This window comes from Citrobacter sp. R-1.5.2, assembly GCF_035064245.1.
Classification (GTDB): domain Bacteria; phylum Pseudomonadota; class Gammaproteobacteria; order Enterobacterales; family Enterobacteriaceae; genus Citrobacter.
Genome location: NZ_JASEYC010000015.1, coordinates 32447 through 45518, shown reverse-complemented (window position 1 = coordinate 45518; position 13072 = coordinate 32447). Strand labels below are relative to the sequence as shown.

General features: G+C 53.2%; 12 protein-coding genes and 1 other RNA gene. 5 read left to right on the top strand and 8 right to left on the bottom strand.

What is annotated here, in order from left to right; translation table 11 throughout:
* Positions 1 to 120: 120 nt before the first annotated feature.
* The 3 genes from argO (at position 121) to srsR (ending at position 2611) form a co-directional block, all read left to right on the top strand.
* Complete coding sequence (argO, locus tag QMN38_RS21175; protein WP_323605934.1) at positions 121 to 756, top strand: arginine exporter ArgO; 636 nt, start codon at positions 121 to 123, stop codon at positions 754 to 756.
* Between the two features lie 90 nt (positions 757 to 846).
* Positions 847 to 1593, top strand: a complete 747-nt coding sequence (locus tag QMN38_RS21170) for an oxidative stress defense protein (RefSeq protein ID WP_137382637.1) — start codon at positions 847 to 849, stop codon at positions 1591 to 1593.
* A gap of 121 nt (positions 1594 to 1714) precedes the next feature.
* Positions 1715 to 2611 (top strand): LysR family transcriptional regulator SrsR, encoded by an 897-nt coding sequence (gene srsR / locus QMN38_RS21165; protein WP_137382638.1) that lies wholly within the window; start codon positions 1715 to 1717, stop codon positions 2609 to 2611.
* Here srsR and QMN38_RS21160 read toward each other — a convergent pair.
* The 5 genes from QMN38_RS21160 to argP form a co-directional block, all read right to left on the bottom strand.
* Positions 2608 to 4074 carry an acetyl-CoA hydrolase/transferase family protein gene (locus QMN38_RS21160; protein WP_323605931.1) on the bottom strand — a complete coding sequence of 489 codons (1467 nt, stop codon included), beginning with the start codon at positions 4072 to 4074 and terminating at the stop codon, positions 2608 to 2610. The genes srsR and QMN38_RS21160 overlap by 4 nt on opposite strands.
* A 25-nt stretch (positions 4075 to 4099) precedes the next feature.
* Positions 4100 to 4885 carry a methylmalonyl-CoA decarboxylase gene (scpB, locus tag QMN38_RS21155; protein ID WP_137382640.1) on the bottom strand — a complete coding sequence of 262 codons (786 nt, stop codon included), beginning with the start codon at positions 4883 to 4885 and terminating at the stop codon, positions 4100 to 4102.
* 10 nt (positions 4886 to 4895) lie between these two features.
* Positions 4896 to 5891, bottom strand: a complete 996-nt coding sequence (meaB, locus tag QMN38_RS21150; RefSeq protein WP_323605929.1) for a methylmalonyl Co-A mutase-associated GTPase MeaB — start codon at positions 5889 to 5891, stop codon at positions 4896 to 4898.
* Entirely contained in the window at positions 5884 to 8028 is a 2145-nt protein-coding gene (scpA, locus tag QMN38_RS21145) for a methylmalonyl-CoA mutase (RefSeq protein ID WP_323605928.1), read from the bottom strand. Before scpA ends, meaB begins: the two co-directional genes overlap by 8 nt.
* 233 nt (positions 8029 to 8261) lie before the next feature.
* Positions 8262 to 9155 (bottom strand): DNA-binding transcriptional regulator ArgP, encoded by an 894-nt coding sequence (argP, locus tag QMN38_RS21140; protein WP_032940465.1) that lies wholly within the window; start codon positions 9153 to 9155, stop codon positions 8262 to 8264.
* A 170-nt stretch (positions 9156 to 9325) separates the two neighbouring features.
* On the opposite strand from argP, the gene rpiA reads away from it, so the two are divergent.
* On the top strand, positions 9326 to 9985 hold the full coding sequence (gene rpiA, locus QMN38_RS21135) for a ribose-5-phosphate isomerase RpiA (protein ID WP_003026986.1): 660 nt from the start codon (positions 9326 to 9328) through the stop codon (positions 9983 to 9985).
* 270 nt (positions 9986 to 10255) lie between these two features.
* Entirely contained in the window at positions 10256 to 11488 is a 1233-nt protein-coding gene (gene serA / locus QMN38_RS21130) for a phosphoglycerate dehydrogenase (RefSeq protein ID WP_137382644.1), read from the top strand.
* 381 nt (positions 11489 to 11869) lie between these two features.
* On the opposite strand, the gene QMN38_RS21125 is transcribed toward serA, so the two are convergent.
* The 3 genes from QMN38_RS21125 to zapA all read right to left on the bottom strand — a co-directional run bounded on the left by QMN38_RS21125 (position 11870) and on the right by zapA (position 13040).
* Positions 11870 to 12466 carry a 5-formyltetrahydrofolate cyclo-ligase gene (locus tag QMN38_RS21125; RefSeq protein WP_323605926.1) on the bottom strand — a complete coding sequence of 199 codons (597 nt, stop codon included), beginning with the start codon at positions 12464 to 12466 and terminating at the stop codon, positions 11870 to 11872.
* Between the two features lie 19 nt (positions 12467 to 12485).
* Positions 12486 to 12669: non-coding RNA, 6S RNA (gene ssrS / locus QMN38_RS21120), on the bottom strand.
* Positions 12670 to 12710: 41 nt separating this feature from the next.
* Positions 12711 to 13040 carry a cell division protein ZapA gene (gene zapA, locus QMN38_RS21115; protein WP_006686880.1) on the bottom strand — a complete coding sequence of 110 codons (330 nt, stop codon included), beginning with the start codon at positions 13038 to 13040 and terminating at the stop codon, positions 12711 to 12713.
* Positions 13041 to 13072: the final 32 nt, after the last annotated feature.

Here is a 13072-nt window from a genome sequence, read left to right as displayed (position 1 = left end):
ATCCGGCATTTTCCCTCCAGCTATTAATTCCTCTTATCCCTGATTAATATTATCAATTTCCGCTAATGATTTTCCCGCGCTATAGTCTGCGCTTAAGAGAAATAGCTCGGGATAAATAACGTGATATCTTATTATTTTCAAGGTCTTGCGCTTGGCGCGGCCATGATCCTTCCACTTGGACCGCAGAACGCTTTTGTGATGAATCAGGGTATTCGTCGCCAGTATCACATCATGATTGCCTTACTTTGCGCCATCAGTGACTTAGTGCTTATCTGTGCCGGTATCTTTGGTGGTAGTGCCTTGTTGATGCAGTCGCTGTGGTTGATGGCGCTGGTGACCTGGGGCGGGGTGGCGTTTTTACTCTGGTATGGCTTTGGTGCGTTAAAAACGGCGATGAGCAGCAACCTGGAGCTGGCCAGTGCCGAGGTGATGAAGCAGGGCCGCTGGAAAATCATCGCCACCATGCTAGCGGTAACCTGGCTAAACCCACATGTCTATTTGGATACTTTTGTCGTGCTGGGCAGCCTTGGCGGCCAACTGGATGTGGAACCTAAGCGCTGGTTTGCACTGGGAACCGTCAGCGCGTCGTTCCTGTGGTTCTTTGGTCTGGCACTGCTGGCGGCCTGGCTGGCCCCGCGTCTGCGTACTGCTAAAGCCCAGCGCATTATCAACACGCTGGTAGGATTAGTGATGTGGTTTATCGCTTTTCAGCTGGCAAAAGAAGGTGTTGCGCACGTTCATGCGCTGTTCAACTAAGTGTTGTCTGATGGACAATGCGGCGAGATCGGCTAAGCTTGCCTGCATGCGCCCTGAGTTTAGGGGTATATGTAACATGGAGGAACGACAGTGAAGTTCAAAGTCATCGCCCTGGCGGCATTAGTCGGATTCAGCGCACTATCGGTACAGGCAAACGAATTGCCCAATGGACCACACATCGTGACTTCCGGAACGGCAAGCGTCGATGCGACACCTGATATTGCCACTCTGGCAATTGAAGTGAACGTAGCGGCGAAGGATGCAGCATCTGCGAAAAAGCAAGCCGACGAGCGTGTGGCGCAGTATCTTTCCTTCCTTGAGCAAAACCAGATAGCGAAGAAAGATATTAGCTCCGCCAATCTGCGTACACAGCCGGACTACGACTACCAGAATGGTAAAAGCGTACTGAAAGGCTACCGTGCGGTACGTACTGTTGAGGTTACGCTGCGTCAGTTGGATAAGCTGAACGCCCTGCTGGATGGCGCGCTGAAAGCGGGTCTGAATGAGATCCGCTCGGTATCGCTGGGTGTGGCTCAGCCAGATGCCTACAAAGACAAGGCGCGTAAAGCCGCAATTGATGATGCCATTCATCAGGCTGAACAGCTGGCGGCGGGCTTCAATAGCAAACTTGGCCCGGTGTACAGTGTGCGCTACCACGTTTCCAATTATCAGCCGAGCCCGATGGTACGGATGATGAAGGCAGACGCGGCACCTGCTGCATCGGCTCAGGAAACCTACGAACAGCCGGTCATTCAGTTTGACGATCAGGTTGATGTGGTCTTCCAGATCGAACCCGCGGCGGGTCAGCCAGCAGCAGCGCCTGCCAAAACGCAGTAATCTTTTCAGACCCGGCTTATCCGCCGGGTTTTTTCTGTGAACAACTGTAAAAATGCGACTGCATCGCGAGTCTTTTTTTTGTCTTGATGAGGATATGCCGTAGTGATTTTATGAGGTGACTATGGATATTTTTATCTCGAAAAAGATGCGTAATTTCATTCTGCTGGCGCAAACGAATAACATCGCCAGAGCGGCAGAAAAAATACACATGACCGCATCGCCGTTTGGCAAAAGCATTGCTGCACTGGAAGATCAAATCGGCTATACGCTGTTTACCCGTAAAGATAACAACATCAGTCTGAACAAAGCCGGTCAGGAGCTGTATCAGAAATTATTTCCCGTCTATCAGCGGCTATCTGCTATTGATAACGAAATCCATAATGCCTCTCGTCGCTCGCGGGAAATCGTCATCGGCATCGACAACACCTACCCAACCATTATTTTTGACCAGCTGATTAGCCTTGGCGATAAGTACGATGGTATCAGCGCCCAGGCTGTCGAGTTCAGTGAAAATGGGGTGATTGATAATCTGTTCGACCGACAACTTGATTTTATTATCTCGCCGCAACATGTGTCTCCCCGGGTGCAAGAGCTGGATAATCTGGCAGTAAGTGAATTACCGCCGTTACGCCTGGGGTTTCTGGTATCCCGGCGTTACGAAGAAAAACAGCCACAGGATTTGCTGCGTGAGCTGCCCTGGTTGCAGATGCGCTTCCAGAATCGCGCCAACTTTGAGGCGATGCTGGATGCTTACATGCGTCCCTGTGGGATCAACCCGACGATAATCTATCGTCCGTACAGCTTTATGGCCAAGATTAGCGCGGTGGAGCGCGGGCAGTTTTTGACAGTGATCCCTCACTTCGCCTGGCGGCTGGTGAACCCGTCGACGCTGAAATATTTCGATGCGCCCGGCAGTCCCATGTATATGCAGGAGTTTCTGTATTCGCTGAAAAACCATCGCTACACCGCCACAATGCTGCAGCATATTGCTGAGGATCGTGACGGTACGGCAACTTAACCCAGCATGGAACCGGTCTCGATCAAATTTCTATGCAGATCAAAGGCATGACTGAGATCGTGATGAATATGCCCGCCGGGCGCTTTTTCCAGATAGTGGTGCAGGTAGTCCTGGTACAGGGGATGAGCACAGTTGTCGATGATGGTATGTGCCCGTTGCAGAGGAGATAACCCGCGCAGATCGGCAATACCCTGTTCAGTGATGATCACTTTCACACTATGCTCGCTGTGATCGACATGGCTGCACATCGGCACAATAGTGGATATTTTCCCGCCTTTGGCGATCGACGGAGCCATAAAGATCGACAGATAGGCGTTACGTTCGAAATCGCCGCTGCCGCCAATACCGTTCATCAGATTGACCCCCGCGACATGCGTGGAGTTAGCATGACCATAAATATCAAACTCCAGGCCGACATTAAGCGCAATAACCCCCAGACGACGGATGATCTCCGGATTGTTGGAGATCTCCTGCGGGCGTAACACTATCCTGCTGGTGAAGAAATCCATGTTGTCGTAGATCTTCTGCAGCGATGGGGCGGAAATCGTCAGGCTTGAGGCGCTGGCACCGGTTACCTTCCCTGTTTCCAGCAGATACACCACCGATTCCTGCAACACCTCTGAATACATCATAAAGGGCGGGATATCCGGGTTCTCACCCAGTCGCGCCATCACTGCGTTATTGATATTGCCAACGCCACTCTGAAGGGGCAAAAACTCAGGTGGAATTCGCTTGTGCGCCATTTCTGCCAGCAGAAAGGTGACCACGTTATCGGCTATTTGTTGGCTGACCGGGTTGGTTTTATCTGACGCATTACCGGCATCTGGCAGTTCGGTATCCACTATCGCAACGACCTTTTTCGGGTCTATCTGCACGCACTGTGTCCCGACACGATCCATGGTATGAAAAATGGGCACGCTGTTCCGCCGTGGTGGTGCGCCTGGAATAACAATGTCGGCAAGCTCTGCTACGCGCGGGTTATGGTAGTGGTTCAGTTCGATTACCACTTTTTTTGCCCGCAGCAGCCAGGTTGGCGCATTGCCTATCCCGCTTGTGAGCCAAATCCGTCCATCTGGCGCGATGGCTGAAGCTTCAATAACGGCAATATCGATCTCGCCAAAAAAGCCGTAATTGACCATCTGCGCAACCTCACTCAGATGGAGATCGACAAACCTCACCTGGCCCTGGTTAATTTTCTCGCGCAGGCCGGAGGAGGTTTGATAAGGCGCACGCCAGGAAACGGCATCTGCCTCTGATAATGCATCGTCAGCGGCAGCGCCGATTGACGCCCCAGTCAGCAAGCGAATCTGAAAGGGTTGCCCGGCCTGATGCTGTTCGCAGGCGCGTCGGGCAAGCGCTGTCGGCAATGCTTTTGGTGAGCCTGCTGGTGTGAATCCGCTAAATGCCACCATATCATCGTGTTGGATAATTTCTGCCGCTTCTTCAGCGCTCATCCGTTTCATGGCTCTCTCCTTTCTCTGACCGCAATTAGTGGCCGACAAAATTCGGTTTACGTTTTTCCATAAACGCATTCATCCCTTCCTGATAGTCCTCGCTGTCGTACACCGCGCGACGCATACCCTGAATACGCTCGAACTCGTCGGAATTCATGGTGTGTGCTTCACCCAGCACGCGTAGCTCTTCTTTGATAACGGCGATCGCCAGTGGCGCTTTTTCTGAGATGTGGTGCGCCATTTGCAAAGTGAAATCTTCCAGTTCGTCGACGGGGACGACATGGTTAAGGATCCCGACGGCCATGGCGCGTTGTGCTGTAATGGGCGAGGCGGTAAAAATCAGCTCTTTCACGATGTGAAAGCCTGCATCACGGGTCAGGTTGTGGATGCCCACCAGGTTATAGGGCACACCAAGGTTGACTGGCGTCATCGAAAAGGTGGACGTTTCAGCGGAGATAATCAGATCGGAGCTCATGATCATTTCAAATGCACCACCCCAGACGCTGCCTTCAACCATGGAAATCACGGGTTTCGGGTATTTTTGGATCATGCGGGTTATCTGACGCAGCGGATCGTCATAGGAGAGGGGATCGCGACGTCCGGTTGGGAGTTCATGAATGTCATGCCCGGCAGAGAACACTTTTGCCCCGCTTGGTGCGCGCAGAATAATGCAGCGAATTTCCGGACGATTGAGATCGCTCAGCGCCTGTATCAGATCGTCGATAAATACTTTGCTCAGGGCATTGAGCTTGCGGGCATAGTTGAATTCAATGACCGCGACTTTCTGGATGATGACAACGTTGACGTATTGATAAGACATAATGTTCTCTTTATTCAAAGTAATGATGCTGGATAAATTCGCTGATGTGTCGCAGCCCGGTGCGCGGCGAAAGATCATTGTTTTTCACGGACTGTAGCGTTTGCTGGAAGTAGTGGTCGAAGTCCGCACAGGCAAACAGCAGATGCAGCGCTTCTTCTTCAGCTTGTTTCTGTATCCACTCAACTGCCTGTTTTTGACGCACTTTTTCCAGCCGACCGCTGGTGGTAAGACGCGTTTTGAAGTCGGTTATCGTCTGCCAGATTTCCTCGATGCCTCGCTTTTCGAGCGCACTACAGGTCAGAACCTGCGGCTGCCACTCGTCATACTTGCGGCGCAGAATATGCAGGGCGGATTCGTACATATGGCGTGCGATGGCAACCTGGTTACGGTTATCACCGTCGTCCTTGTTGATGACGATCAGATCCGCCACCTCCATCAGGCCTTTTTTGATGCCCTGCAAATCGTCACCGCCACCGGCAATCTGCAACGAGATAAAACAATCAACCATCCGGGCCACTTCGGTTTCGGACTGCCCGACGCCGACGGTTTCCACAATCACCACGTCAAAGCCCGCCGCTTCGCACAGCAGCATTAACTCACGCGCGCGCTGGCTGGCGCCGCCTAAATGCCCGCCGGAAGGCACCGGGCGAATGAACGCCGATTCTGCGCGTGCCAGCTCGGTCATCCTGGTTTTATCGCCAAGAATGCTGCCGCCGCTAACCGGGCTGCTGGGATCGACTGCAATAACTGCCACCCGTAATCCGTGGCGGATGAGCAGCATACCGAACGCTTCCAGAAAGGTACTTTTGCCCGCGCCTGGCGTACCGGTAATCCCCAGACGCAGGGCATGACCGGTGAACGGCATGATGGCGTCCAGTAATTGCGTACTCAGGGACTGGTGGCGCGGGTGGCTACTTTCGACCAGCGTCATCGCCTGCGCGAGCGTGGCGCGCTCACCCAGGCGCAGGCGCCGGACGGTATCCTCAAGCGTGGCGGCGTTAATCATGATGTTGGCTAATGCGGGTTAACACATCGCGGACGCTGTCGAGCATCGGCGTACCTGGGCCATAAATGGCAGCGACGCCACGCTCATGCAGGAAGGCGTAATCCTGCGGCGGGATAACCCCTCCCGCGACCACGCAAATATCTTCGCGCCCCCAGTTTTTGAGCGCGGTTACCAGTTCCGGGATTAGCGTTTTATGACCTGCTGCCAGTGATGATGCACCAATCACATGCACATCGTTTTCTACGGCCAGGCGGGCGATCTCTTCCGGTGTGGAGAACATCGGGCTGAGATCAACATCGAATCCGAGATCGGAGTAGGCGCTGGCGATCACCTTCGCGCCGCGATCGTGGCCGTCCTGGCCCATCTTGGCGATTAGAATGCGCGGGCGACGGCCATGCTCAGCCAGAAATTGCTCAGTTTGCGCAACGATAGCGTCAAACTCATCGGCGGATTTATCAGACTGGTGATAGCTTTGCGCAATCACGCCGGTAACGCACTGGCTGGGAACCAGATAGCGGTCAAAGGCAACCTCCAGTGCGTCGGAGATTTCGCCCAGCGTGGCGCGAACACGGGCGGCGTTAATCGCTGCGGCCAACAGGTTTTCATTGTGCTGTGCGGCGTGGGTCAGCGCTGACAGTGCAGTTTTGACGGCATCATTGTCACGCGTTGCGCGGATATGCTGCAACGAAGCAATCTGCTCGTTACGCACCTTCACGTTGTCGATCTCCAGCACCGACGTCTCGTCTTCTTTATCCAGCTTGTACTTGTTCACGCCAACGATGACGCGCTTGCCCTGGTCGATCAGCGATTGTTCACGTGCCGAGGCTTCTTCGATCATCCGTTTCGGCAACCCGGCTTCGATCGCTTTCGCCATGCCGCCGACTTCATCGATCTGTTTGATGATCGTGCGTGCCTGCTTAACGATGTGATCGGTGAGCGACTCGACGTAATACGATCCGGCCAGCGGATCGACGGTGCGGCAGATCTCCGATTCTTCCTGAATGATGATCTGCGTATTACGCGCAATGCGCGCGGAGAAATCTGTCGGCAGACCGAGCGCTTCATCAAAGGCGTTGGTATGCAAAGACTGTGTACCGCCGAGTGTGGCGCCGAGTGCTTCGATGGTGGTGCGAATGACGTTGTTGTACGGATCCTGCTCGGTCAGGCTCCAGCCGGATGTCTGACAGTGGGTGCGCAGGGCTAAGGATTTCGGGTTGGTCGCGCCAAAACTGCTGACCGCTTCGCTCCACAAATAACGCGCTGCGCGCAACATGGCGACGTTCATGAACAGATCCATGCCGATACCGAAGAAGAATGACAGGCGCGGGGCAAAGTCATCAATTTTCAATCCTGCAGAGAGTGCGGCTTTGATGTATTCAATACCGTCAGCCAGCGTAAATGCCACCTGCTGCACGCAGTTCGCGCCAGCTTCGCCCATGTGGTAGCCGCTGATGCTGATGGTATTAAAGCGTGGCATGTTGCCAGAACACCAGGCGATGATGTCGGCGATAATGCGCATCGAAGGTTTTGGCGGATAAATGTAGGTGTTGCGACACAGGTATTCTTTCAGAATATCGTTCTGAATGGTCCCGGTGAGCTGTTCCGGTGTTACGCCTTGTTCTTCTGCAGCGACGATATAAAACGCCAGTACCGGCAGCACTGCGCCGTTCATGGTCATTGATACCGACATCTTATCCAGCGGAATCTGGTCGAATAGTATCTTCATATCTTCGACGGTATCGATCGCTACGCCCGCTTTGCCGACGTCACCCGCCACGCGCGGGTTGTCAGAGTCATAGCCACGATGAGTGGCAAGATCAAACGCGACGGAGAGCCCCTTTTGTCCGGCAGCGAGGTTGCGGCGATAAAACGCATTCGACTCTTTAGCAGTTGAGAAACCGGCGTACTGGCGAATGGTCCACGGCTGCGCGGTATACATGGTGGCGCGTGGGCCGCGCACGTAAGGCGGCAGGCCGGGGAGAGTACCTGTTACTTCCAGATTATCGAGATCGGCCTCGGTATACAGCGGCTTGATGGCAATCCCTTCCGCCGTTTGTCTTTCCAGAGATTCGACGGTTTTTTCCCGGCGACTGAGTTCTTTATTGGCGAGTGTTTGCCACTCCTGTACGTTTGCCATTTTTTGCTCCGTATTACGCAATAAGTTGAATCTTTACGAATACGGTGAGCTTTTTCCGTCAGCTTGTCGCCAGCAAAAAATAGCCAACAGGGCGTCGTTTTTTGCCGCATGGTGTGTTTGATTTTGTGATGTATTTCAAAGACGTGGCATGAATAACATGAAAAAGCGGTAAGAGGAGGGGAGGCCGGATAAGGCGTTACGCCGCCATCCGGCACTCAGAGGCTATAAACAGTTTAATCCTGGCGCAGCACGTTGTGACCGTAAGCCAGCAGAGCGTCGGTGACGTTGCGCATCATGCGGCTTTCCGGTGCAAAGCGATGCCAGTAGAGCATCCGGCGCTGGAACAGTCCTGGCGTTAAGTCGATAAGCTCACCGCTTTCTAGCTCTTTTTCAATTTGCAGGTGAGGGATCATACAACAGGTCGTGCCCTGACGCGCCAGCTGAACGAAGGCTTCGGATGAGTTAACGATGTGGCATGGCACACTACCCGGCGGCAAATCGAAGTTCTGCTGCAGGAAGGCCTGGTGCATATCATCAAGATGGTCGAACGCTACCGCCGGGGCTTTCAGTAGGGCAGAGCGAGTGACGCCGTTCGGGAAATAGCGCTCGGCAAACGCTTTGGAGCCAACAAAAAGATAGTCGAGCGCACCGAGCTTATCCACCAGGCAGCTTGGCAGCGCCTGATGCTGAATACTCACTGCACCCACTACTTCACCCCGGCGCAGACGTTCCTGGGTCCGGGTTTCATCTTCAACCTGCAGGTTCAGACGAATCGGTGAATTGGCCAGTACCGGCGCCAGCGCCGGAAGTAACCAGGTTGCCAGGCTGTCGGCGTTCACTGCCAGAGAGAGCAGCAGTGGCGTGGATCCGGTTTGTTCATCACCCAGCCACTCATCTTCCAGCAGTTCAACCTGGCGCAACAGGGCCAGAAGTTTTTGTCCTTGTTCGGTAGGGCGCGGGGGGACGGTACGCACCAGCAGCGGTTGTCCGAACATATTCTCAAGCTGTTTTATGCGCTGTGAAACCGCGGATTGCGTGATGCACAGCTTTTGCGCTGCGCGCTCAAATCCTCGTTCACGAATAACCGCATCCAGTGCTTGTAGTGTTCTGTAGTCCGGACGTTTCATTGCTCTGACGCACTCCTGAAATTTTTGCTTGTTCTGCACTATGACACAATTTTAGGTTGGGTAAAGACGAAATCCGCCGCCAGCTTGCGGGTGTGGGAACATTTTTCTGCACAATGTTCTATAATGCGCGTGAATTTTCCCACCATATTCACACCACAGGCGAAACGATCATGACGCAGGATGAACTGAAAAAAGCAGTAGGATGGGCGGCACTTCAGTATGTACAGCCCGGCACCATTGTGGGCGTAGGTACCGGTTCAACAGCCGCACACTTTATTGATGCGCTGGGCACAATGAAAGGTCAGATTGAAGGCGCAGTGTCCAGCTCGGACGCCTCGACTGAAAAACTGAAAAGCCTTGGTATCCACGTATTCGATCTTAACGAAGTGGACAGCCTCGGCGTATACGTTGATGGCGCGGATGAAATCAACGGCCATATGCAGATGATCAAAGGCGGCGGCGCAGCGCTGACGCGTGAAAAAATCATTGCTTCCGTGGCGAAGAAATTTATCTGCATCGCGGACGCGTCCAAAGAAGTCGATATTCTTGGCAACTTCCCGCTGCCGGTGGAAGTGATCCCAATGGCGCGTAGCGCAGTCGCACGTCAGCTGGTGAAGTTGGGCGGTCGTCCTGAATATCGTCAGGGCGTGGTCACTGACAATGGTAACGTTATCCTTGATGTGCACGGCCTGGAGATCCTTGACGCCGTGGCCATGGAAAACGCCATCAATGCGATTCCGGGCGTTGTAACCGTGGGTCTGTTCGCCAATCGTGGTGCCGATGTGGCGCTGATTGGCACACCGGACGGCGTGAAAACTATCGTAAAATGATCTGACGGGAGAGTCTTCTCCTGTTAAAAAAATTTTGGCAGGGCAAATTTGGTGACTTGTGTCACGTTTATAATATTGTCCTGCCGATCCCTCCAAAGAAAAAGTTATCGCCAGTATTTTCCTCTGACAATTCCCGCTGAATGACATTTCCTCAGCATGACGACGCAAACGTTCATATTGCCGCAATATTATTTTTTGATATGTTGAAGAGGAGGATGAAAATCCCACACACAACACATCAGTTTGAACAAAAAAAGACAGGGTCGGGAAATGGCAAAGGTATCACTGGAGAAAGATAAGATTAAATTTCTGCTGGTTGAAGGTGTGCACCAAAAAGCACTCGAAAACCTTCGTGCAGCAGGTTATACCAACATTGAGTTTCATAAAGGCGCTCTGGACACTGAACAGCTGAAAGAGTCCATCCGTGATGCCCACTTCATTGGCCTGCGATCCCGAACCCATCTGACTGAAGATGTGATTGACGCCGCAGAGAAACTGGTCGCGATTGGCTGCTTCTGCATTGGCACCAATCAGGTTGATCTGAGCGCGGCGGCAAAACGCGGGATCCCCGTGTTTAACGCGCCATTCTCTAACACGCGTTCCGTTGCCGAACTGGTGATTGGCGAACTTCTGCTACTGCTACGCGGCGTGCCGGAAGCGAACGCCAAAGCGCACCGCGGCGTGTGGAATAAACTGGCTACCGGCTCTTTTGAAGCGCGTGGCAAAAAACTGGGGATTATCGGCTACGGCCACATTGGTACTCAGCTGGGCATTCTGGCGGAATCGCTGGGGATGCACGTTTATTTCTATGATATTGAAAATAAACTGCCGCTGGGCAACGCCACGCAGGTACAGCATCTTTCCGACCTGCTGAATATGAGCGATGTGGTCAGCCTCCACGTGCCGGAAAACGCCTCCACCAAAAATCTGATGGGCGCGCATGAGATTGCGCTGATGAAACCAGGCGCACTGCTGATCAACGCTGCACGTGGAACGGTTGTCGATATTCCTGCGCTGTGTGATGCGCTGGCAACGAAACATCTGGCGGGAGCGGCCATCGACGTCTTCCCAACGGAGCCTGCATCTAACAGCGATCCGTTCACCTCGCCACTGTGTGATTTCGATAACGTGATCCTGACGCCGCATATCGGTGGTTCCACGCTGGAAGCGCAGGAAAACATCGGCCTGGAAGTGGCGGGTAAACTGACGAAGTATTCCGACAATGGCTCTACGCTGTCTGCCGTTAACTTCCCGGAAGTTTCGCTGCCGCTGCACGGTGGTCGTCGTCTGATGCACATTCACGAAAACCGCCCAGGCGTACTGACCGCGCTAAACCAGATTTTTGCCGAGCAGGGTGTCAACATTGCCGCGCAGTATCTGCAGACGTCCGCGCAGGTAGGTTACGTGGTTATCGATATTGAAGCGGATGAAGATGTAGCGGAGAAAGCGCTGCTGGCGATGAAAGCCCTGCCGGGAACCATTCGTGCTCGTCTGCTGTACTGATTTCCTCTATATGGGCAGGCGGTTGACCTGCCCATCATTCCTCTGATTTCCCTGCCTCAAAATTTCTTTCTGTAACGCATACATTCTGTTTTCGAGCCTTGCCGCAATTGGCAACTAAAGGCAGTGCTGCGTGTTGTACAGCACTAAAAGGAATTTACGATAGAGGCTCAGCATCGCGCTGAAACGGGAAAGCCCCTACCGAAGCAGGGGCTCTAAAAAGGAAAGGGACGATGATGAGATACGTCATCATGCTGCTGATCCTGTTAATCATCGCTTGCCCAGCATATTAACAGAGAGTATGCAGGAGGGAGGTTCGCCTCCCTCACCCTTCACCGAGGAATTTAGGTCAAAAAAGCGACGCTGTCAATCGGCAAAAAACGGCTACCACTCCCAGATTTTGGACGGCGTCACCACGGCAGGCAGCGGGATATCCCACTCTTCGACAGGCAATTTTTTCACTCGCTGACAATCGTGCGCGTAGCCTACGGGCTGGATCTGATGCTGCTGCCAGTTTTGTAGCGTCCGATCGTAAAATCCGCCCCCCATGCCCAGGCGTTGCCCGTCTTCATCAAACGCGACTAGCGGCGTAATCAGCACATCCAGCTGCGACAGCGGCAATACGTCGCGTACATCAAGGCGTGGTTCCTGGATTTTTAAGCGATTGGTGACCAGCTCACTCTGAGGATGATAGTGCAGGAACAGTAAATTACCGGGGCTGAAGGGATGAAGAACCGGGAGATAGACGCGCTTGCCCGCTCGCCAAAGCTGATCTATTAGCGGCTGGGTATCGAGTTCGCCATCGAACGAGAGGAATACCGCCACGGTATGAGCGAGTACAACAGGGGGAAAACTCAGCATTCTGGTCGCGGCTTGCTGGCCGAAATGTCTTTGTTGATCAGGCGTTAATGCACGGCGGCGTTGCCGAATGAGTTGACGTATTTCTTGTCGGGATAAAGGAAGTTCAGAAAGTAGTGTCATGGCTGTTGCCAGGTAGAAGGGAATCTCCGAGATGCCGCCGCAGGCTGTAACCCTTGAACCCTTGGTTCAAGGTGAATGCGTCGTCACAGTTTTAAGGCTTCTCGGACGGGCCGAGCATGCTCACCAACCGTGGAGCGCCACATTCTTGTGGTATGAAATATCGGCTCAGGGGACTGGCCCGCTTGCAAACATCTCAGAGAAATTTTGTCTTCACGGTCACTCTACCACAGTAAACCGAAAAGTGTTATTCAAAGTTTTGGCCCGTTTTTTCGGTTATGCGACCCTGATCAAGCAACGCTTGTTCGATGGTCTGTTGTAGCATCCGAATACGTTGTTCCATGCTCGCCGCGTAATCACGCGTCTTCGCTTTTTCCTGAGTTAATTCATAGCTGATGTTCAACGCGGCGATGAAAACCAGCTGCTCAGTATTTGTGACTCTAGTGCGAACTTTCAGATCTTGCAATCGCTGATTCAGATCGTCCGCAGCCTGATTCAACGCATCCCTTTGTTCAGGCGGGCAATTCACTCGCAGTGAACGGCCAAATATTTGGATATCGACGGGTTGTGCAGACATGCCACCTTCCTGCTGATTGACTGCGCTGCCTT

What these genes read in the sequence shown, in the direction of transcription:
- srsR (WP_137382638.1), top strand. Translation starts at nt 1,715, where the DNA reads ATGGATATTTTTATCTCGAAAAAGATGCGTAATTTCATTCTGCTGGCG.
- rpiA (WP_003026986.1), top strand. Translation starts at nt 9,326, where the DNA reads ATGACGCAGGATGAACTGAAAAAAGCAGTAGGATGGGCGGCACTTCAG.
- QMN38_RS21125 (WP_323605926.1), bottom strand. Translation starts at nt 12,466, where the DNA reads ATGACACTACTTTCTGAACTTCCTTTATCCCGACAAGAAATACGTCAA.
- meaB (WP_323605929.1), bottom strand. Translation starts at nt 5,891, where the DNA reads ATGATTAACGCCGCCACGCTTGAGGATACCGTCCGGCGCCTGCGCCTG.
- argP (WP_032940465.1), bottom strand. Translation starts at nt 9,155, where the DNA reads ATGAAACGTCCGGACTACAGAACACTACAAGCACTGGATGCGGTTATT.
- scpA (WP_323605928.1), bottom strand. Translation starts at nt 8,028, where the DNA reads ATGGCAAACGTACAGGAGTGGCAAACACTCGCCAATAAAGAACTCAGT.
- scpB (WP_137382640.1), bottom strand. Translation starts at nt 4,885, where the DNA reads ATGTCTTATCAATACGTCAACGTTGTCATCATCCAGAAAGTCGCGGTC.
- QMN38_RS21160 (WP_323605931.1), bottom strand. Translation starts at nt 4,074, where the DNA reads ATGAAACGGATGAGCGCTGAAGAAGCGGCAGAAATTATCCAACACGAT.
- zapA (WP_006686880.1), bottom strand. Translation starts at nt 13,040, where the DNA reads ATGTCTGCACAACCCGTCGATATCCAAATATTTGGCCGTTCACTGCGA.
- serA (WP_137382644.1), top strand. Translation starts at nt 10,256, where the DNA reads ATGGCAAAGGTATCACTGGAGAAAGATAAGATTAAATTTCTGCTGGTT.